This window comes from Microbacterium maritypicum (assembly GCF_041529975.1).
In the GTDB taxonomy this organism is placed as follows: Bacteria; Actinomycetota; Actinomycetes; order Actinomycetales; family Microbacteriaceae; genus Microbacterium.
Map to the genome: position 1 here is coordinate 2097350 of NZ_CP168030.1, position 21220 is coordinate 2118569.

The following is a 21220-nucleotide window of genomic DNA, read 5'->3' on the forward strand; positions in this document are numbered from 1 at the left end:
CATCTGACACCTTCGGGTGTCCAGAACCCAGATCGAAGGCATACGTTCTTCGCTGGGAGCTCATGGGTGGAACATTTGACATGGTGTGAAGGATGTTGTTCTTCTCTAGTACGTCGGGTCTTCGGATCTGGTGGGAACGGGGAGGGTGGCGGATGTCGCACCTGCACGCTGTTGGGTCCTGAGGGACCGGATGCGCACTGGCCTTTGGGTCGAGTGCACAGTCGGTTACTCTGGGCCTCTTTCTGTTTCCCCTTTTGTGGGGTTGTGGATAGGGGCACCGCCCGTACTTTGAGAACTACACAGTGGACGCGAGCATCTTGCAGCTGACTTCGGTCAGTTGCACAAGATGATCTTAAAGATCATTAGTCAATTTCAGATTCCATCTTCGGGTGGGGTCGAGTTTTTGATTCAAACTCATGTGATTTCAAGTCTTTAAGAGCAAACGGTGGATGCCTTGGCATCTGGAGCCGAAGAAGGACGTAGCAATCTGCGATAAGCCTCGGGGAACTGATAAGCAAGTTTTGATCCGAGGGTGTCCGAATGGGGAAACCCCGCTGGGCGGCGTGCCGACCTAGTGACTCCCGCCTGAATATATAGGGCGGGTAGAGGGAACGTGGGGAAGTGAAACATCTCAGTACCCACAGGAAGAGAAAGCAACCGCGATTCCGTTAGTAGTGGCGAGCGAAACCGGAACAGGCTAAACCTAGCGTGTGTGATAGCCGGCAGGCGTTGCACGTTGGGGGTTGTGGGACTTTTCAGTCATCTCTGCCGAGGTGGCGGCGTTACAAGAAGGTATAGACGAACGGTCTTGAAAGGCCGGTCATAGAGGGTGCCAACCCCGTAGTCGAAATGCCTCTCTTGGCGCGAAGAGTATCCCAAGTAGCACGGGGCCCGTGAAATCCCGTGTGAATCTGTCAGGACCACCTGATAAGCCTAAATACTCCCAGATGACCGATAGCGGACAAGTACCGTGAGGGAAAGGTGAAAAGTACCCCGGGAGGGGAGTGAAATAGTACCTGAAACCGTTTGCTTACAAACCGTTGGAGCCTCCTTAGTAGGGGTGACAGCGTGCCTTTTGAAGAATGAGCCTGCGAGTTAGCGATATGTGGCGAGGTTAACCCGTGTGGGGTAGCCGTAGCGAAAGCGAGTCTGAATAGGGCGATTCAGTCGCATGTCCTAGACCCGAAGCGAAGTGATCTATCCATGGCCAGGTTGAAGCGACGGTAAGACGTCGTGGAGGACCGAACCCACTTAGGTTGAAAACTGAGGGGATGAGCTGTGGATAGGGGTGAAAGGCCAATCAAACTTCGTGATAGCTGGTTCTCTCCGAAATGCATTTAGGTGCAGCGTTGCGTGTTTCTTGCCGGAGGTAGAGCTACTGGATGGCCGATGGGCCCTACAAGGTTACTGACGTCAGCCAAACTCCGAATGCCGGTAAGTGAGAGCGCAGCAGTGAGACTGTGGGGGATAAGCTTCATAGTCGAGAGGGAAACAACCCAGACCACCAACTAAGGTCCCAAAGCGCGTGCTAAGTGGGAAAGGATGTGGAGTTGCCTTGACAACCAGGAGGTTGGCTTAGAAGCAGCCACCCTTGAAAGAGTGCGTAATAGCTCACTGGTCAAGTGATTCCGCGCCGACAATGTAACGGGGCTCAAGCACGCCACCGAAGTTGTGGCATTGACATTATTGGTAGGCCTTCGTGGTCCAGCCGTGTTGATGGGTAGGAGAGCGTCGTGTGGCCAGCGAAGCGGCGGTGTGAACCAGCCGTGGAGGCTACACGAGTGAGAATGCAGGCATGAGTAGCGAATGACGTGTGAGAAACACGTCCTCCGAAAGACCAAGGGTTCCAGGGTCAAGCTAATCTTCCCTGGGTAAGTCGGGACCTAAGGCGAGGCCGACAGGCGTAGTCGATGGACAACGGGTTGATATTCCCGTACCGGCGAAGAACCGCCCAAGCTAATCCAGTAGTGCTAAGTGTCTGAATCCCAGTGACTGATCCCTTCGGGGTGACGCTCTGGGCCTAGCGCACGACCCCATTCTGGTGCGGTTAGCGTATTAACAGGTGTGACGCAGGAAGGTAGCCCAAGCCAGGCGATGGTTGTCCTGGTGCAAGTGCGTAGGCCGAGTCGTAGGCAAATCCGCGATTCATTAAGGCTGAGACACGATGCGGATAAAAAGTGGGTGATCCTATGCTGCCAAGAAAAGCATCGACGCGAGGTTCTAGCCGCCCGTACCCCAAACCGACTCAGGTGGTCAGGTAGAGAATACCAAGGAGATCGAGAGAATCGTGGTTAAGGAACTCGGCAAAATGCCCCCGTAACTTCGGGAGAAGGGGGGCCTTCGGCGTATAGGGATTTACTCCCGAAAGCGTTTGGAGGCCGCAGAGACTAGTGGGTAGCGACTGTTTACTAAAAACACAGGTCCGTGCCAAGTCGCAAGACGATGTATACGGACTGACGCCTGCCCGGTGCTGGAAGGTTAAGAGGACCGGTTAGCCGTAAGGCGAAGCTGAGAATTTAAGCCCCAGTAAACGGCGGTGGTAACTATAACCATCCTAAGGTAGCGAAATTCCTTGTCGGGTAAGTTCCGACCTGCACGAATGGCGTAACGACTTCCCAACTGTCTCAACCGCGAACTCGGCGAAATTGCATTACGAGTAAAGATGCTCGTTACGCGCAGCAGGACGGAAAGACCCCGTGACCTTTACTACAGCTTGGTATTGGTGTTCGGTGTGGCTTGTGTAGGATAGGTGGGAGACTTTGAAGCATGGACGCTAGTTCGTGTGGAGTCATTGTTGAAATACCACTCTGGTCACTCTGGATATCTAACTTCGAACCGTAATCCGGTTCAGGGACAGTGCCTGGTGGGTAGTTTAACTGGGGCGGTTGCCTCCCAAAAAGTAACGGAGGCGCCCAAAGGTTCCCTCAACCTGGTTGGCAATCAGGTGTCGAGTGTAAGTGCACAAGGGAGCTTGACTGTGAGACTGACAGGTCGAGCAGGGACGAAAGTCGGGACTAGTGATCCGGCAGTGGCTTGTGGAAGCGCTGTCGCTCAACGGATAAAAGGTACCTCGGGGATAACAGGCTGATCTTGCCCAAGAGTCCATATCGACGGCATGGTTTGGCACCTCGATGTCGGCTCGTCGCATCCTGGGGCTGGAGTAGGTCCCAAGGGTTGGGCTGTTCGCCCATTAAAGCGGTACGCGAGCTGGGTTTAGAACGTCGTGAGACAGTTCGGTCCCTATCCGCTGCGCGCGTAGGAAATTTGAGAGGATCTGACCCTAGTACGAGAGGACCGGGTTGGACGAACCTCTGGTGTGTCAGTTGTTCCGCCAGGAGCACCGCTGATTAGCTACGTTCGGGATGGATAACCGCTGAAAGCATCTAAGCGGGAAGCCGGCCTCAAGATGAGATTTCCATACCTTCGGGTGAGAGGCTCCCAGCCAGACTACTGGGTTGATAGGCCAGATGTGGAAGTGCAGTAATGCATGCAGCTGACTGGTACTAATAAGCCGATGACTTGATAACACACCGTTTGTTGGTGCTACGCGTCCACTGAGTGGTTCTCGATGTACGGTCGAGAACCGCATAACAACAATGACTTTGTTATGTGTTTGATTGAAACATCAATAGTGTTTCGGCGGCCATAGCGTGAGGGAAACGCCCGGTTACATTCCGAACCCGGAAGCTAAGCCTCACAGCGCCGATGGTACTGCAGGGGGGACCCTGTGGGAGAGTAGGACACCGCCGGACTCCTTTTAGACAAAATGGCCACCCATCGATGGGTGGCCATTTTGCGTTTACACGAATAGAACAGGGAGCATCATGCCAGAAGAGGAAGAGCGCCGTCCGCGTCGCAACGACGACAGCGGATCGCGCGGTAATCGCGCTTCTGGTGGACGCCCCGGAAACAGCCGTGACGGTGCAGCCCCGCGCCGTGAAGGTGGCGGGTACAACCGTGATGGTGGTGCCCCGCGTCGTGAGGGCGGTGGCTACAACCGTGATGGTGGTGCCCCGCGTCGTGAGGGCGGTGGCTACAACCGTGATGGTGGTGCCCCGCGCCGTGAGGGCGGTGGCTACAACCGTGATGGTGGTGCCCCGCGCCGTGAGGGCGGTGGCTACAACCGTGATGGTGGTGCCCCGCGCCGTGAAGGTGGCGGCTACAACCGTGATGGTGGTGCCCCGCGCCGTGAGGGCGGTGGCTACAACCGTGACGGTGCAGCCCCGCGCCGTGAGGGTGGTGGGTACAACCGTGATGGTGGTGCCCCGCGCCGTGAGGGCGGTGGCTACAACCGTGATGGTGGTGCCCCGCGTCGCGAAGGTGGCTACAACCGTGATGGTGGTGCCCCGCGCCGTGAAGGTGGTGGCTACAACCGTGACGGTGCCCCCCGTCGTGAGGGTGGCGGGTATAACCGTGACGGTGGTGCCCCGCGTCGCGAAGGTGGCTACAACCGTGACGGTGGTGCCCCGCGTCGCGAAGGTGGCTACAACCGTGATGGTGGTGCCCCGCGCCGTGAAGGCGGTGGCTACAACCGGGATGGTGCCCCCCGTCGTGAGGGTGGCGGGTACAACCGTGATGGTGCAGCTCCCCGCCGTGAGGGCGGTGGCTACAACCGGGACGGTGGTGCCCCGCGCCGCGAGGGTGGCTACAACCGTGACGGTGGTGCCCCGCGCCGCGAAGGTGGTGGCTACAACCGTGACGGTGGTGCCCCGCGTCGTGATTCGGCGCCGCGCCGTGACGGTGGTGATCGCGACAAGTCCCGCTCGTTCCCGCAGCGCGGAGGCGCCGGTCGGGAGCGTCCGTCTCAGGCGGCGAATGAGCGTCCGCGGTTCGATGAGCCGCAGATTCCCGACGAGATCACTGCGCGCGACCTCAACGGGGGCGCTCGCAACGAGCTCAAGACCCTGAGCAAGGAGAACGCCGAGCACGTCGCGCGTCACCTGGCGATGGCTTCGAAGCTCATCGACGAGGACCCCGCGCTTGCGCACGAGCACGCGCTGGCGGCGTCTCGACGCGCCGGCCGTATCGCGATCGTCCGCGAGACTCTCGGCATCACCGCTTACGCGACGGGTGACTTCGCCCTTGCTCTCCGCGAACTCCGCACCTACCGACGCATCTCGGGCAAGGACGATCAGATCGCGCTGATGGTCGACAGCGAGCGTGGCATAGGACGTTCCGATCGCGCGCTCGAGACCGGCCGCGCTGTTGACCGGTCTGCCCTCGAGACTCCCGTGCGTGTCGCACTGGCGATCGCGATGTCGGGTGCTCGTCTGGATCAGGGCGATCTGGAGCTTGCGCTCGGCGAGCTCGAGATCCCCGAGCTCGACCCGGATCGGGCTTTCGAATGGAGCCCTGCTCTGTTCGCCGCTCGTGCCGCTGTTCTCGAAGACCTCGGACGCACCGATGAGGCCGCTTTCTGGGCACACCGTGCCGAGGTCGCTGCCGAGGCACTCGGGATCGACGAGGCCGGTGACGAGGAGATCTTCATCGAGGACAGCATGATCGAGGGCGAGTTCCTCGACGACGAGGTCGCCGAACCGGCCGATGAAGCAGACGAGGCTGACGTCGTCGAGGCCACTGCGGATTCCGACGAGACGGATGACGAAGCGGACGAGAAAGTGTCTGAAGAGCCCGCTGCGGACTCCGACGCCATGGCTGACGAGACCGACGCCGAAGAGCCCACGGTCGAGGACGAGGTCCGCGAGCTCCTGGGTGAGGACGAGACCGACGACGCGGACCCGGAGGCGTAGTGGCGCTGTTCTCACGCAAGCGCGCTCTGCGCACCCCCGTCGACGGGGTCGACACGATCCTCGCTGATCTCGACGGCGTGGTGTACGCAGGCCCCGGCGCATTGCCGCATGCGGTCGACAGTCTCAATGAGGCCGCGAAGTCGGCGCGACTCGGTTACATCACCAACAACGCGGCCCGCACTGACGCATCCGTCGCGGAGCACCTCAGCAGCCTGGGGCTCCGCGTCGATGCGGCCGATGTGGTCACGAGCCCGCAGGCGGCGATGCGGCTGATGGCGAAGATGGTGCCCGCGCCGGCGACGATCCTCGTCGTCGGCGGCGACGGCCTCGTCGACGAGGTGCAGAAGGCCGGCTACACGGTCACGCGCAGCGCCGAGGATTCGCCGAGCGCCGTCGTCCAGGGGTTCGCCCCGGAGGTGGCGTGGACCGATCTCGCCGAAGCCGCATTCGCCCTCAAACTTCCCGAAGACGAGGGTGGGATCCCATGGATCGCCACGAACACGGATTGGACGATCCCGCGTGAGCGCGGTGTCGCACCGGGTAACGGCACTCTCGTATCCGCGGTGCACACGGCCATCGGTCGGCTGGCTACCGTCGCCGGCAAGCCGGAGGCCCCCATCTTCGAAGAGGCGCTCGCCCGGTTCGGCGCACAGAAGGCGCTGTTCATCGGCGACCGGCTCGACACGGACATCATGGGTGCGAGCCGGGTCGGGATCGACTCAGTGCTCGTCCTCACCGGAATCGACCGACCCAAGCATGTGCTGGCGGCGCCCGAGGGATCGCGCCCGACGTACATCCTCGGCGACCTGCGCGAGCTGCATGTGCCGTACCCGGAGGTCACGGAACGCGATGGCGTGTTCGACGTGAACGGCGCAGCCGTGCGGGTCGTGGGGGCGGACGTCGAGATCGTGACGGAGTCCGGATCTCAGATCGACCTGCTGCGCGCCGGCGCGGCCGCGATCTGGGCATCGGGGACACCCGTGTTCGTGCTGCGCGTTCCCGAGCGTCTCTACGACGACCCCTTCCATCGCCCCTGAGGCAGCTCGCGTCGCTCCGGCCGCCGTCGGAGGCGCCGCGTACAGTGGAACCGTGAGCGAAGAGACGACGAGTGCGCCGACCGACGGCCTGTGGAGCCGTCTGCGTCTGATCGAGGGGCAGCCCCTTCCGGCGCGAGCCGATGCGTACGCGAGCCTGCACGACGAGCTCTCCCGACGCCTCGAGAGCGGCGCGAAGCTCGATCAACGGGAGACTCCGGGATCCCGATGACGCGACTCGATGCCGCCCTCGCCGCCCGAGGACTCGCCCGTTCGCGCAGCCACGCCGCCACGCTCATCGCCGAAGGGCTCGTGAGCATCGATGGCCGCCAGGCGGTGAAGGCTTCGACCGCCGTCGACGATGAGGCGCAGATCACGATCGCGGGTGCCGACCACTATGTCGGCCGCGCGGCCCACAAGCTCATCGCCGGGCTCGACGGATTCGCGATCCCCGTCGAGGGGCGGCTCGCACTGGACATGGGGGCCTCCACGGGAGGTTTCACGCAGGTGCTCCGCGAGCGCGGCGCACGAAAGGTCCTGGCGGTCGACGTCGGGCACGGACAGCTCGCCGCGTCGATCGCGGCCGACCCCGGCGTCGTCGCCGTCGAGGGCTACAACGTGCGGCACATGACGCGTGAGAACCTCGCGGAGGCGACCGGCGAGAGCGACGCGCCCGACCTCATCGTCGGGGACCTGTCGTTCATCTCGCTAGAGCTCGTTCTGCCCGCAGTGGCGGTCATCGCCGAGCCGGGATCCGACGTCCTGCTGCTCGTGAAGCCGCAGTTCGAGGTCGGGCGAACCGCGGTGCGCGGCGGTCTGGTGACCGACCCCGCCACGCGTGCGGACGCCGTCGCCCGCACGGTGTGGACCGCCTGGGATCTCGGGTTCGGGATGCTCGGCATCCTGCCCTCCCCGATCCTCGGAACGCACGGGAATGCCGAGTATCTGGTGCACCTCGCGCCGGGTCGGGGCAGCAATCCGACAGAATGGTTGGACACCATCAACCGACTGGCAGGAGGACGATGAACGAGCGCAGCATCCTGGTCGTCGCCCACGCCGGCCGAGTGGACACGGTCGACGCGGCCCGTCGGGTGATCGGGGCGCTTCGCGAGGCCGGAGCCCGGCCGGTGCTGGCCGCCGACGACCATGAGGCCCTCGTCGCCGTGGACGAGTTCTTCGCCGACACCGAGGTGCTCGGCGCATCCGTCGATCCGGCCGACCTCGAACTGGCGATCGTGCTGGGCGGCGACGGGACCATCCTTCGTGCGGCCGAGCTCGTCCGTGACAGCGGCGCACCCGTGCTGGGCATCAACATGGGCCACGTCGGCTTCCTCGCCGAGATCGACCGCGACGACATGGACAAGGCCGTCCGCCGCGTGATCGATCGTGACTACGAGGTCGAGGAACGACTCGCGCTTTCCGTGCGGGTGAAGGATGCCGCAGGGGCGGTCGTGTACGAGACCTGGGCCCTCAACGAGGCCACGGTCGAGAAGGCGAGCCGGGAGCGGATGATCGAAGTCGTCCTGGAGATCGACGGTCGCCCGCTGTCGAGTTTCGGCTGCGACGGCATGGTCATCTCCACTCCCACCGGCTCGACCGCCTACAACTTCTCCGCTGGGGGACCGGTCATCTGGCCCAGCGTCGAGGCGATCGCCGTGGTGCCGCTGTCGGCGCACGCGCTCTTCGCCAAACCCCTGGTCGTGAGCCCTGATGCCGCAGTCGCCATCGAGATGCTCGAGCGCACCGACGGCTCCGGCATCCTGTGGTGCGACGGGCGACGCTCGCACGACCTGCCTCCCGGCGCACGCGTCGTCGTCCGGCGGTCCTCACGCCCGGTCCGCCTCGCGCGGCTGCACCCCACGGCGTTCACGGATCGTCTCGTGCGCAAGTTCCAGCTGCCCGTCGAAGGATGGCGCGGTCAGACCCCGGGGGCGCCGTCATGATCGAGGAGATGCGGATGCAGGGCCTCGGCGTGATCGCCGACGCCGTGCTGCCCCTCGGTCCGGGATTCACGGCGATCACCGGCGAGACCGGTGCCGGCAAGACGATGGTGGTCACGGGACTCGGGCTGCTGCTGGGTCAGCGCGCCGATTCCGGCGCGGTGCGCGCCGGCGCTGCCCAGGCTTCGGTGGCAGGAGTCTGGATCGTCCCCGAGAGCGGCGACGTGGCCGAGATCGTCGCGGACGCCGGGGGAGAGCTGGAGCCCGCAGGGGCAGGCAACGCCGAACTCTACGTCTCGCGCACGCTGAGCGCCGAGGGCCGCAGCCGCGCGAGCGTCGGTGGCCGCGCGGCACCGGCAGGCGTGCTCTCGGCTCTGGCCGAGGAACTCGTCGTGGTCCACGGACAGTCTGAGCAGCTGCGTCTGCGCTCCACGGCTGCGCAGCGCGACGCGCTCGACCGCTTCGGCGGTGCGCCGATCGCGAAGGCGCTCGAGGCGTACGCCGGCTCCTTCGTCCGGTGGCGGACACTCGACGCCGAGATCTCCGAGATCACCGAGAACCGCGACCGCCGTGCGGAGGAAGCAGCTCGGCTGCGCGAAGCCCTCGCCCTGATCGAGGCGACCGCGCCGGAGCCGGGGGAGGATCAGGAGCTCGCCGAACGCGCGGAGCGACTCGCGAACGCCGAAGAGCTGCGCCTCGCGGCCTCTCTCGCGCATGGCGCGCTCTCGAGCGAAGACGGCGAACCCGACGCATCGGCCCTCGTCGCCGAGGCGCGTCGCCTGCTCGAGCGCACCGCCGATGCGAAACTCACCGAGATCGGCGAAAGCATCGCCGACATCGGATACCGGATCGCCGACACCGCCGGTCTGCTCTCCGCCTATCTGGCCGACCTCGACGAGACGGGCCCCCACGAGCTCGCCGCCGTCGAAGAGCGCCGCGCGGCGCTCGGGACCTTGATCCGTGCACACGGTTCCCTCGACGAAGCTCTCGCGCTGTGGCAGACGGGGTCCGCCCGCCTGGCCGAGCTCGATGACGACGGCGATCGCATCGAACGTCTCATCGCCGAGCGTGACGCGGCGCGCGCCGAACTCGATGCGCACGCCGCCGCGCTGACCGCTGTGCGCACGGACGCCGCCGTCCGCCTCGGCGACGCCGTGACCGACGAGCTGCACGCCCTCGCGATGCCGGATGCGCGCCTCGAGGTCGCCGTCTCGGAGGGGGCCGAGAGCACCCACGGTCGGGACGACGTCGCCATCCTCCTCGCCCCGCATCCTGGCGCTGAGCCGCGCTCCGTCTCCAAGGGGGCCTCGGGCGGCGAGTTGTCTCGCGTGATGCTCGCGATCGAGGTCGTCATCGCGGCGACCGACCCGGTCCCGACGTTCGTCTTCGACGAGGTCGACTCCGGTATCGGAGGTGCGGCCGCCATCGAAGTGGGGCGGCGACTCGCCCGGCTCGCAGAGAAATCGCAAGTCATCGCGGTGACGCACCTCGCGCAGGTGGCGGCGTTCGCGAACAATCACCTGTCGGTCGTGAAGGCCAATGATGGCGCGGTCACGGCCTCGAGCGTGCGGCGTCTCGAGGGCGAAGACCGAGAGGCCGAGATGGCCCGTCTGCTGTCCGGACTCACCGATTCCGACGCCGCGCTGACCCATGCGCGTGAACTTCTCAGCCTCCGCGTCCCCACCGCCTGATAGGATCGAAGCCCGTGATGAACTCTTCTTCCGCGGCACCCAAGAACGACACGACCAAGCACATCTTCGTGACTGGTGGTGTCGTTTCGTCTTTGGGTAAGGGACTGACGGCGGCCAGCCTCGGCAACCTCCTCACGGCCCGCGGTCTGCGCGTCGTGATGCAGAAGCTCGACCCTTATCTGAACGTCGATCCCGGCACGATGAACCCGTTCCAGCACGGTGAGGTCTTCGTCACGGACGACGGCGCCGAGACCGACCTCGACATCGGCCACTACGAGCGGTTCCTCGACATCAACCTGTCCGAGGCCGCGAACGTCACCACCGGCCAGATCTACTCGCAGGTGATCGCGCGCGAGCGCCGCGGCGAGTACCTGGGCGACACGGTGCAGGTCATCCCGCACATCACCGACGAGATCAAGCGCCGCATGCGCCTGCAGGCTTCGGAAGACCCGCGCCCCGACGTGATCATCACCGAGGTCGGCGGCACGGTCGGCGACATCGAGTCGCAGCCCTTCCTCGAATCCGCCCGCCAGCTGCGCCACGAGCTCGGCCGCGACAGCGTGTTCTTCGTGCACGTCTCGCTCGTCCCGTTCATGGGTGCGTCGGGGGAGCAGAAGACCAAGCCCACGCAGCACTCCGTCGCGGCGCTCCGTCAGGTGGGTATCCAGCCCGACGCGCTCGTGCTCCGCAGCGATCGCCCCGTGAGCGCGAGCAACCGCAACAAGATCGCCCTCATGTGCGACGTCGATGTCGAAGGCGTCATCAACACGGTCGACCTGCCGAGCATTTACGACATCCCGTCGACGCTCAACGACCAGGGTCTCGACTCGTACATCGTGCGCCGCCTCGGCCTCGACCAGAAGGCCGCGGAAGAGGTCGATTGGACGCGCTGGAGCAAGGTGCTGCACGCCGTGCACAACCCCAAGCACGAGGTCACGATCGGCCTGGTCGGCAAGTACATCGACCTGCCCGACGCCTACCTCTCCGTGACCGAGGCCCTCAAGGCCGGTGGTTTCGCGCAGGAGACCAAGGTCAACATCCGCTGGATCCCCTCGGACCTCTGCGAGACGCCGGAAGGCGCCCAGGAGCAGCTGGCCGAGCTCGACGGCATCTGCGTGCCCGGCGGCTTCGGCATCCGCGGCATCGAGGGCAAGCTCGGCGCGCTCAAGTTCGCACGTGAGCAGGGCATCCCGACGCTGGGCCTGTGCCTCGGCCTGCAGTGCATGGTCATCGAGTACGCGCGCGATGTGGCCGGTATCGTCGGCGCCTCGTCGAGCGAGTTCGACCCGGAGACCGCCGAGCCCGTCATCGCCACGATGGCCGAGCAGATCGACATCCTCGACGGCGGCGACCTCGGCGGCACGATGCGCCTCGGTCTGTACCAGGCGGCCCTCGCCGAAGGATCGCTCGCCCGCGAGCTGTACGGTGCGCCGGAGGCCTCCGAGCGGCACCGTCACCGCTACGAGGTCAACAACGCCTACCGCGACCGTCTGACGGACGCCGGCCTGGTCTTCTCGGGCCTCAACCCCGAGCTCGACCTGGTCGAGTACGTCGAGCTCCCGCGCGACGTGCACCCGTACTACATCGCCACGCAGGCGCACCCGGAACTGCGCTCGCGCCCGACCGCGCCGCACCCGCTGTTCCGCGGGCTCGTCGGCGCCGCGATCGAGCGTCACCGTGCGAGCGAACTGTTCGACGTGAGCGATGACGTCACGGCCGATGCCTGAGTCGATCGAGCCCCTCCGGGACGAGCCGTTCGAGCCGGAGGTGCTCCAGAGCGACCTCGTCTACGAAGGCAGGGTCTGGGACGTGCGCTCCGACCGCGTGCGCTACGGCGACGGCGAGATCGTGCGGCAGTACGTCGACCACACGGGCGCCGTGGCTATCCTCGCGCTCGACGACGACGGGCGTGTCCTGCTGATCCAGCAGTACCGGCATCCGATCCGTCATCGGGATTGGGAGCTGCCCGCGGGTCTGCTCGACGTCGAGGGGGAGGAGCCGCTCGCGGCCGCCCAGCGCGAGCTCGCGGAGGAGGCGGATCTGGTGGCCACCCACTGGGAGCCGCTGGTCTCCTCGTGGACCACCCCCGGCGGCAACGACGAGATGATCCACATCTTCCTCGCGACGGGCATCGCCTCGGCCGAGCGCCCGCACGACCGTGAGGACGAGGAAGCCGACATCCGCGTCGAGTGGGTGCCGCTGGACGATGCGGTGGAGGCCGTTCTCGGCGGCCGCATGCACAACGGCATCCTCACGATCGGCGTGCTGGCCGCGGCGCAGAGGCTCCGCGATCGGGGCTGAGGGATGCTGCTCGAGCGCGCCCTCGACGCGTACCTGCGTCATGTCACGATCGAGCGCGGTCTGAGCGAGCACACGATCGCCGCGTATCGGCGCGACCTCGGGGTCTACACGGAGTGGCTGGCGGCCGAAGGCATCACCGACACGTCGGCGGTCACGGCGGCGGTGATCGACCGCTTCATCGCGGAACGCGCCTCGGCCGAGCCGGCCCCGGCGTCGTCGAGTCTCGCGCGGCTGCAATCGTCGGTGCGGGGCTGGCATCGATTCCTCGCTCGGGAAGGAATCGAGATCGATGACCCGAGCGGACGGCTGCGTCCCCCCAAGGCCCCGCGTCGACTCCCGAAGGCGCTGACGATCGATCAGGTCGAGCGGCTGCTCGGTGCTCCGTCACCGGAGGATCCGATCGGCGTGCGCGACCGCGCGCTCCTGGAGCTTCTCTATGCCACGGGTGCCCGCGTGTCCGAGGCGATCGGGCTCGACGTCGACGACCTGGCACACGGCGATGTGCTGCGGCTGCGGGGCAAGGGGTCGAAGGAGCGCATCGTGCCGATCGGATCGTTCGCGCGCGCAGCCGTCGATGCGTATCTCACGCGCGTGCGTCCGGCGCTCGCGGCGAAGGGGCACGCCTCGGCCCGGCTCTTCCTCGGTGCACGCGGATCACCGTTGTCGCGGCAGAGCGCCTGGCTCGTGATCCGGGCGGCCGCCGAGAAGGCGCAGATCACCTCCGAGGTATCGCCGCACACGCTGCGGCACTCCTTCGCGACGCATCTGCTGCAGGGCGGAGCCGACGTGCGCGTGGTGCAGGAGCTGCTCGGGCACTCGTCGGTCGCGACGACGCAGATCTACACGCACGTCTCGGTGGACACCCTGCGAGACATCTACGCCACCTCGCACCCGCGCGCGCGGTGACCTCCGCCGATGCGGGACGGGCGCCGTGCCGCGTGCCGAGGCGGCTGAGGAACGGGCCGACCGGTACAATCGACCAAGCACGAAGGAGCAGGAGAATCGGTGGCTGAGAAAGTGGCGAAGTCCAGGGCGAAGGCGCAGAAGGCCGACGAGACCCCCATGGGACCCACCGGCCGTCCGTATCACGGGTTCGCGATCCCGGAACCGCTGAAGTCCCACGGCCCTGCACGCATCATCGCGCTGTGCAATCAGAAGGGCGGCGTCGGCAAGACGACGACCTCCATCAACCTGGCCGCAGCTCTCGCGGAGTACGGCCGGAAGGTGCTCGCCGTCGACTTCGACCCGCAGGGCGCACTGTCCGCCGGTCTCGGCATCCCGACGCACGACGTGCCGACGATCTACGACCTCCTGCTCGACACGAAGCGCGACGCGCATGACGCGATCGTGCACTCCAGCGTCGAGGGCCTCGACGTGATGCCCGCGAACATCGACCTGTCGGCCGCCGAGGTGCACCTCGTCAACGAGGTCGCCCGCGAGACGATCCTCGCCCGGGTCCTGCGCCAGGTCGCGGGGGAGTACGACGTCATCCTCATCGACTGCCAGCCCTCGCTCGGCATCCTCACGGTCAACGCCCTCACCGCCGCACACGGCGTGATCATCCCGCTCGAGTGCGAGTTCTTCGCCCTGCGCGGTGTGGCCCTGCTCATCGAGACGATCGACAAGGTGCGCGACCGGTTGAACCCCTCCATCACGATGGACGGCCTGCTGGCGACGATGTACGACCCGCGCACGCTGCACTCCCGCGAGGTCCTCGAGCGCGTGGTCGAGGCCTTCGGAGACGATGTGCTGGAGACCGTGATCGGCCGTACCGTGAAGTTCCCCGACGCCTCGGTGTCGGGTGTGCCCATCACCGAGTTCGCCCCCGAGCACGCGGCCGCTCAGGCATACCTGCGGCTGGCGCGGGAGCTGGTCGCCCGTGGCGCTGTCGCCTAGCGAGGAGTCCGTCGACGCGACGCTCGAGGAGAGCGCGGAAGATACGGTCGTGTCCGAGCCGGGCTTCCGGGTCTCGCTGTCCAACTTCGACGGCCCGTTCGATCTGCTCCTGAACCTCATCTCGAAGCACGAGATGGACATCACCGAGGTCTCGCTGAGCGCGGTCACGAACGAGTTCATCGCCTACCTCGGTCAGCTCGAGAACGAGGAGGAGCTGGACCAGGCGTCCGAGTTCCTCGTGGTCGCGGCGACGCTCCTCGACATGAAGGTGGCCGGGCTTCTCCCGCAGGGCGAATTGGTGGATGCCGAGGCCGTCGCGCTGCTGGAGGCGCGCGACCTGCTGTTCGCGCGGCTGCTGCAGTACCGGGCCTTCAAGGAGGTCTCGGCGTGGTTCTCCCGCTGTCTGCAGCGTGAGGACCGTCGGCACGTGCGCGCGGCACGCCTCGACGAGAAGCACCGCAAGCAGACGCCCGAGCTCGTGTGGTCCTTGACCGTCGACGACTTCGCGGCACTCGCGCTCTTGGCCTTCGCGCCCAAGGAGATCCCGCACGTCGGCCTCGATCATCTGCACGCGCCGCTGGTCAGCATCCGCGAGCAGGCGGCGATCGTCGTCACGTTGCTGCGCGGCACGGAGTCGCTGAGCTTCCGCGAGCTCGTCTCGGGGGTGAGCGAGCCCGGCATCGTCGTCGCGCGCTTCATCTCGGTGCTGGAGCTGTACCGCCACGCGGCCCTGTCCTTCGAACAACTGGAACCGCTCGGTGAGCTCACGCTGCGCTGGGCAGCCGACTCCTGGTCGGACGAGACTCTTGCGACCCTGGGGGCCGACTATGACCGATGACATGACCGAGACCGTGGACGAGGTGACCGAGGCGACCGAGGCGACCGAGATCCCGCTGTCCGAGCGCATCGAGGCCATCCTCCTCATCGTCGACGAGCCGCTCGGGCTGGTGGCGCTGGCCGCCGCGGTCGGATCCCCGGTGCCCGCCGTGCGGCAGACGCTCGAGACGCTGGTCGACGACTACGACGGGAAGGGCAAGGGCCCGCGCCGTGGTTTCGAGCTCCGCGAGGTCGGCGGCGGCTGGCGTCTCTATGTGCGCGAGGACCTCGATTCGCTGGTCGCCGAGTTCGTCGGCGGACAGGCCCCGGCTCGACTCTCGCAGGCGGCGCTCGAGACGTTGGCGGTCATCGCGTACAAGCAGCCGGTGACGCGCAGTCAGGTCGCCTCCATCCGTGCGGTGAACGTGGACTCCGTCGTGCGCACCCTCCTCGCCCGTGGTCTCATCACCGAGCTGTTCGCCGACTCCGAGACCGGCGCGATCAACTACGGCACCACCGACGCACTCCTGCAGCACCTGGGCATCAACTCGCTGGACGAGCTGCCCCCGATCTCCCCTCTGCTCGATGACGGTGCAGACGGTTTCGACGAAGGGACCATCCGATGAGCGGCTTCGAGGCCTCCACCGACTCCGAGGGCGCCCCCGAGGGCATCCGTCTGCAGAAGGTGCTCGCCGGCGCCGGGGTGGCTTCGCGCCGCGTCGTCGAGCAGTACATCACCGAGGGGCGCATCCGCGTCAACGGCATCGTCGTCTCGGAGCTCGGCCGGCGCATCGACCCGGAGCACGACCTCGTCGACGTCGACGGCACCGCCGTGCAGCTGGACGTCTCCAAGCGCTACGTCATGCTCAACAAGCCCACCGGCGTCGTCAGCAGCATGAAGGACGAGAACGGTCGTCCCGACCTCCGTCGCTTCACCGAAGACTACGAGGAGCGTCTCTACAACGTGGGCCGCCTCGACGCGGAGACCAGCGGTCTGCTGATCCTCACCAACGACGGCGCGCTCGCGCACGTGCTCGCCCACCCGTCCTTCGGGGTGACCAAGGTCTACATCGCCAAGGTCGAGGGCACGGTGCTGGCCCAGACGATCTCGAAGCTCACGAAGGGCATCGAGCTCGAGGACGGTCCGATCGCGGCCGACAAGGCGCGCCTGCTGGACACCTCGCGCGGGTCGAGCCTGGTCGAGCTGACGCTGCACTCCGGACGCAACCGCATCGTGCGCCGGATGCTCGCCGCGGTCGGCCACCCGGTCACCGAACTGGTGCGTCGGCAGTTCGGACCGCTCCACCTGGGAACCCTCCCGGCCGGGAAGACGCGGGAACTGACTAAAATCGAACTCGGCGCGCTTTTGACCTTGTCGCGCCGTGATTCCGGTGTCGCCGAGGCGCCAGGCGAGCAGGAGAACGAATGACCGATACGACGAGTGCGCCCACGGCGCGGAGGGCAGGCGCCGTCGCGCCGCGGCTCTCCGGCACCGTCCGCGTCGTCGGTGCCGGCCTGCTCGGGGCGAGCGTCGGACATGCGCTCCGGTCGAAGGGCATCGACGTCGTGCTGACGGATGCCTCGCCCGCGCAGCTCCGCCTCGCGGTCGACTACGGCGCCGGTCGCCTCGCCGCCGACGAAGACGAGCCCGCCCTGATCGTGGTGGCCGTGCCGCCCGACGTCACCGCCGACGTGATCCAGGCCGAACTCGAACGCTTCCCGGAGGCCGTCGTCACCGACGTCGCCAGCGTGAAGCTCGAGCCGTTCCGCACGCTGCAGGCACGCGGCGTCGACCTCACCCGCTACATCGGCTCGCATCCGCTCGCCGGGCGCGAGCGCGGGGGAGCGATCTCGGCGCGCGCCGACCTGTTCGTCGGTCGCCCCTGGGTCGTGTGCCGTGACGAAGACACGAAGGCCGCCGATCTCGCCCTGGTCGAAGCCCTCGCGCTCGACGTGGGGGCCATGCCGCTCGAGATGACGCCGGAGGAGCACGACCGCTCCGTCGCGCTCACCTCCCACGTGCCGCAGGTGGTGGCGAGCCTGCTCGCCGGCCGTCTCGCGGATGCCGAGGAGGGCGCTCTGCGCCTCGCCGGCCAGGGAGTGCGCGACACCACACGCATCGCCGCCTCCGCCCCCGAGCTCTGGGTGCAGATCCTCGGCGCCAACGCCGGTCCCGTCGTCGAGATCCTCGACGCTCTCGCGGGCGATCTCGCCGATGTCGCCGCCGCGCTGCGTGAGCCGGGCGCTCCCGGTGCCCGGCGCATCGTCGCGGAGACGATCCGTCAGGGGAACGACGGCGTCGACCGTCTTCCCGGAAAGCACGGACAGAACCAGCGCTTCGAGTCGCTCATCGTCATGATCGACGACACCGCCGGTCAGCTGGGTCGCTTGTTCGGCGAGCTCGGAGAACTCGGTGTGAACGTCGAGGACCTCCGACTCGAGCACTCGCCCGGGGCCCAGTTCGGCCTGGCCGAGATCAGCGTCGACCCCGCTGCACTGCACGGGGCGATCACCGGGCTCCAGGAACGCGGCTGGCGGATTGCGGGGAACACCAATGACTGACACCACCACCCCGTCCGCGGCACCGGCTTCCGCGACCGACGCGCACAAGTTCATCGCCATCGACGGCCCGGCCGGTTCGGGCAAGTCCAGCGTGTCGAAGGCCGTCGCCCGCACGCTCGGTTTCGGCTACCTCGACACGGGCTCCGCGTACCGCGCACTCGCCTGGCATGTACTGGACCGCGGCGCCGACACCTCCGATGCCGAGGCCGTCCTCGCCGCCGCATCCGATTTCACGGTGCGACTGGGGCTCGACCCCGACGACCGCACCGTCCGCGTCGGCGATGCCGATGTGACCGAAGCCATCCGGGACCCGCGGGTCTCCGGTGCCGTGAGCGGCGTGGCGCGCGTGCCCGCCGTGCGCGCCCAGGTGAACGAGCTGTTCCGCACGCTCGTCGCCGAGTCGTCGTACCCGGCCGTCGTGGTCGAAGGCCGCGACATCACGACCGTCGTCGCACCGGACGCCCCCGTGCGGATCCTCCTCACCGCGGCCCCCGAAGTACGGGCCGCTCGACGTGCCGGTGAACTCGCCGGCGAGAACGCGGCAGCTGTCGCCGCGGCGTTGCACAAGCGCGACGCCTCAGACAGCGCCGTCGTCGACTTCCTGAACGCCGCAGAAGGCGTCGAGGTCGTCGATTCGACGGAACTCGATTTCCCCCAGACCATCGACGCCGTCCTCACGGTGATCGAGCGAATCCAAGGAGCACACCGTGGCTGACGAAGAATACGAAGGCGGCCCCGACCAGCTCGCCGAGAAGATGGAACAGATCGACGAGCATCTCGCCGAGCAGCGGGCGGAGACGCTGCGCGCCGGGCTCGCCGACTACGACCTGGACGATGAGGACGCGGCGCTGCTCGCCGGCATCACGGTCGGCGAAGATGGCATCCTGTTCAGCCCGGCGCTTCCCGTCGTGGCGATCGTCGGACGACCGAACGTGGGCAAGTCCGCGCTCGTGAACCGCATCCTCGGCCGTCGCGAAGCCGTCGTGGAGGACACCCCCGGTGTGACCCGCGACCGCGTGACGTACAAGGCCGAGTGGGGCGACCGGCGGTTCTCGCTCGTCGACACCGGTGGGTGGGAGCCCGACGCGCGCGGCATCGACCGTTCCGTTGCGATGCAGGCCGAGGTCGCGATCGACCTCGCCGACATGGTGCTGTTCGTGGTCGACGCGATGGTCGGCGCCACTTCGACCGACGAGCACGTCGTCAAGCTGCTCCGCAAGAGCGGCAAGCCGGTGTTCCTCGTCGCCAACAAGATCGACGATGCCCGTCAGGAGCCCGAGATCGCGGCTCTGTGGAGCCTCGGCCTCGGTGAGCCGCATCCGGTCTCCGCCATCCACGGCCGTGGTGTCGCCGACCTGCTGGACGCCGTGCTGAAGAAGCTGCCCGAGGTCTCGGCCGTCGCGAAGCAGGAGATCGGCGGACCGCGTCGTGTCGCCATCCTCGGTCGCCCGAACGTGGGCAAGTCGTCGCTGCTGAACAAGGCGGCCGGCGAAGAGCGCGTGGTCGTGAACGACCTGGCCGGCACGACCCGCGACCCGGTGGACGAGGTCGTCGAGCTCGGCGGGAAGATGTGGCGCCTGGTCGATACCGCCGGCATCCGTCGTCGCGTGCACATGGCGCAGGGGGCGGACTTCTACGCTTCGCTCCGCACCTCCGCGGCACTGGAGAAGGCCGAAGTGGCCGTCGTCGTGCTCGACGTGTCGGAGACGATCAGCGAGCAGGACGTCCGCATCATCGACCTCGTGCTGGAGTCCGGCCGCTCGCTCGTGCTCGCGTTCAACAAGTGGGACCGTCTGAACGACGACGACCTCGAGAACGCCGACCGCCGTCGTTACCTGGAGCGTGAGATCGAGCAGGACCTCGCGCACGTCGCGTGGGCTCCGCGCGTGAACATCTCGGCCAAGACCGGTCGTCACCTCGACAAGCTGGTTCCCGCGCTGGAGACGGCGCTGGAGAACTGGGACCGTCGTATCCCGACGGGCAAGTTCAACGCTTTCCTCGCGGAGCTCGTGGCCGAGCACCCGCACCCGCTGCGTGGTGGCAAGCAGCCGCGCATCCTGTTCGGCACGCAGGCGTCGACGCGCCCGCCGACGTTCGTGCTGTTCACGACCGGTTTCCTCGACCCCGGGTACCGTCGGTTCATCCAGCGGCGTCTGCGCGAGCTCTACTCGTTCGAGGGCACGCCGATCGTCATCAACATGCGTGTGCGTGAGAAGCGCCAGCGCTGATCTGTTCCGGCGCATGTCGCGCCGTGGTGCCGATACCCCCATGCTGTGAAAGGCTGAGGGGGTGACTGTCGTACCTCCTGCCGCCGGTGAACCGCGTCGCCCCGAGGGGCCGCGGGACCCGGGCGACGCGTGGGTGGTCGCCGAGTCGGGGGAGCGGTACTGGGGGCGTTTCGGTGCTGCCGGTCTGCTGGCGTATGACCCCGCTCGCGGCATTCTGCTGCAGCATCGGGTCGCGTGGAGTCATTTCGGCGGCACGTGGGGGCTGCCCGGCGGTGCGCTGCACGAGGGCGAGAGTGCGATCGTGGGCGCCATCCGCGAGGCGCAGGAGGAAGCCGGTGTGCCGGACGGCGCCGTGCGACCTCGCTTCACGAGCGTCCTCGATCTGGGCATCTGGTCGTACACGACGGTCGTCGCGGATGTGCGCGTGCCGTTCGAGCCCGTGATCAGCGATCCGGAGAGCGCGGCGCTCGAGTGGGTGCCGCTCGACCAGGTCGATGAGCGGCCGCTGCATCCGGGATTCGGTGCGTCGTGGCCGGCGTTGCGGACTCTGCTCGAGGTGCGGCCTGTGGTCGTCGTCGACGCGGCGAACGTCGTCGGGTCGGTGCCGGACGGGTGGTGGAAGGACCGCGCGGGAGCGGCCCGGCGGTTGCGTGCGCGCCTCGAGGGATTGACCGTGCCCGCGGCCGACCTGGAACTCGAGGGATCCGCGTGGTTCCCGGAGGTGTCGATGGTGGTCGAGGGTCAGGCTCGCGGTATCGACTCCGATTCGAGTGTGGTCTCCGTCATCCGCGCCGACGCCGCGGGCGACGATGCGATCGTCGCCGAAGTCGAGCGTCTGGTGGCCGCGAAGCACACCGTGGTCGCGGTGACGAGTGACCGGGGCCTGCGCGAACGGGTCGAGCACGCCGGTGCCGAGCATGTGCGATCGGCCGGATGGCTGCGCGACCTGATCGATCACTGAGCCGGGCTTCCCTCCGGGGGTCAGGGTTCATCCGCCGAACC

At 66.8% G+C, this 21220-nt stretch carries 17 protein-coding genes and 2 rRNA genes; all 19 read left to right on the plus strand.

Annotated elements, in window-relative coordinates; translation table 11 throughout:
- The first annotated feature begins 422 nt into the window (after window positions 1-422).
- The 19 genes from ACCO44_RS10215 to ACCO44_RS10305 all read left to right on the plus strand — a co-directional run bounded on the left by ACCO44_RS10215 (window position 423) and on the right by ACCO44_RS10305 (window position 21179).
- Window positions 423-3527, plus strand: a 23S ribosomal RNA gene (locus tag ACCO44_RS10215).
- A gap of 108 nt (window positions 3528-3635) precedes the next feature.
- Window positions 3636-3752 (plus strand): 5S ribosomal RNA (rrf, locus tag ACCO44_RS10220).
- A 72-nt stretch (window positions 3753-3824) separates the two neighbouring features.
- Complete coding sequence (locus ACCO44_RS10225; RefSeq protein ID WP_372466488.1) at window positions 3825-5750, plus strand: primosomal protein; 1926 nt, start codon at window positions 3825-3827, stop codon at window positions 5748-5750.
- Window positions 5750-6787: an HAD-IIA family hydrolase gene (locus tag ACCO44_RS10230; protein ID WP_029261480.1), complete on the plus strand. Its 1038-nt coding sequence runs from the start codon at window positions 5750-5752 to the stop codon at window positions 6785-6787. The genes ACCO44_RS10225 and ACCO44_RS10230 overlap by 1 nt, the downstream gene beginning before the upstream one ends.
- Before the next feature lie 52 nt (window positions 6788-6839).
- A complete protein-coding gene (locus ACCO44_RS10235; RefSeq protein WP_167381665.1) occupies window positions 6840-7016 on the plus strand; it encodes a hypothetical protein in 177 nt (58 codons plus the stop codon).
- Window positions 7013-7810 carry a TlyA family RNA methyltransferase gene (locus tag ACCO44_RS10240; RefSeq protein WP_372466489.1) on the plus strand — a complete coding sequence of 266 codons (798 nt, stop codon included), beginning with the start codon at window positions 7013-7015 and terminating at the stop codon, window positions 7808-7810. The genes ACCO44_RS10235 and ACCO44_RS10240 overlap by 4 nt, the downstream gene beginning before the upstream one ends.
- Window positions 7807-8727 (plus strand): NAD kinase, encoded by a 921-nt coding sequence (locus ACCO44_RS10245; protein ID WP_105710299.1) that lies wholly within the window; start codon window positions 7807-7809, stop codon window positions 8725-8727. The genes ACCO44_RS10240 and ACCO44_RS10245 overlap by 4 nt, the downstream gene beginning before the upstream one ends.
- Entirely contained in the window at window positions 8724-10415 is a 1692-nt protein-coding gene (gene recN, locus ACCO44_RS10250; RefSeq protein ID WP_372466490.1) for a DNA repair protein RecN, read from the plus strand. The genes ACCO44_RS10245 and recN overlap by 4 nt, the downstream gene beginning before the upstream one ends.
- A 17-nt stretch (window positions 10416-10432) precedes the next feature.
- Window positions 10433-12142, plus strand: a complete 1710-nt coding sequence (locus tag ACCO44_RS10255; protein ID WP_029261484.1) for a CTP synthase — start codon at window positions 10433-10435, stop codon at window positions 12140-12142.
- Entirely contained in the window at window positions 12135-12716 is a 582-nt protein-coding gene (locus ACCO44_RS10260; RefSeq protein WP_105710297.1) for an NUDIX hydrolase, read from the plus strand. Before ACCO44_RS10255 ends, ACCO44_RS10260 begins: the two co-directional genes overlap by 8 nt.
- Before the next feature lie 3 nt (window positions 12717-12719).
- Window positions 12720-13622, plus strand: a complete 903-nt coding sequence (xerD, locus tag ACCO44_RS10265; protein WP_372466491.1) for a site-specific tyrosine recombinase XerD — start codon at window positions 12720-12722, stop codon at window positions 13620-13622.
- Window positions 13623-13778: 156 nt separating this feature from the next.
- The gene (locus ACCO44_RS10270; RefSeq protein ID WP_167381670.1) at window positions 13779-14612 is read left to right on the plus strand and encodes a ParA family protein; all 834 of its coding nucleotides are present in this window, start codon (window positions 13779-13781) and stop codon (window positions 14610-14612) included.
- Window positions 14596-15450 carry a ScpA family protein gene (locus ACCO44_RS10275; RefSeq protein WP_105710295.1) on the plus strand — a complete coding sequence of 285 codons (855 nt, stop codon included), beginning with the start codon at window positions 14596-14598 and terminating at the stop codon, window positions 15448-15450. The genes ACCO44_RS10270 and ACCO44_RS10275 overlap by 17 nt, the downstream gene beginning before the upstream one ends.
- The gene (scpB, locus tag ACCO44_RS10280; protein WP_105710294.1) at window positions 15440-16054 is read left to right on the plus strand and encodes an SMC-Scp complex subunit ScpB; all 615 of its coding nucleotides are present in this window, start codon (window positions 15440-15442) and stop codon (window positions 16052-16054) included. Before ACCO44_RS10275 ends, scpB begins: the two co-directional genes overlap by 11 nt.
- Window positions 16051-16857, plus strand: coding sequence for a pseudouridine synthase (locus ACCO44_RS10285; protein ID WP_372466492.1), 807 nt, complete (start codon window positions 16051-16053; stop codon window positions 16855-16857). Before scpB ends, ACCO44_RS10285 begins: the two co-directional genes overlap by 4 nt.
- Window positions 16854-17990 carry a prephenate dehydrogenase gene (locus ACCO44_RS10290; RefSeq protein WP_372466493.1) on the plus strand — a complete coding sequence of 379 codons (1137 nt, stop codon included), beginning with the start codon at window positions 16854-16856 and terminating at the stop codon, window positions 17988-17990. Before ACCO44_RS10285 ends, ACCO44_RS10290 begins: the two co-directional genes overlap by 4 nt.
- Window positions 17983-18705, plus strand: coding sequence for a (d)CMP kinase (cmk, locus tag ACCO44_RS10295; RefSeq protein WP_372466494.1), 723 nt, complete (start codon window positions 17983-17985; stop codon window positions 18703-18705). The genes ACCO44_RS10290 and cmk overlap by 8 nt, the downstream gene beginning before the upstream one ends.
- 40 nt (window positions 18706-18745) lie before the next feature.
- On the plus strand, window positions 18746-20218 hold the full coding sequence (der, locus tag ACCO44_RS10300) for a ribosome biogenesis GTPase Der (RefSeq protein WP_231481824.1): 1473 nt from the start codon (window positions 18746-18748) through the stop codon (window positions 20216-20218).
- A gap of 61 nt (window positions 20219-20279) precedes the next feature.
- Window positions 20280-21179, plus strand: coding sequence for an NUDIX domain-containing protein (locus ACCO44_RS10305; protein ID WP_372466495.1), 900 nt, complete (start codon window positions 20280-20282; stop codon window positions 21177-21179).
- The last annotated feature ends 41 nt before the right edge of the window (window positions 21180-21220 follow it).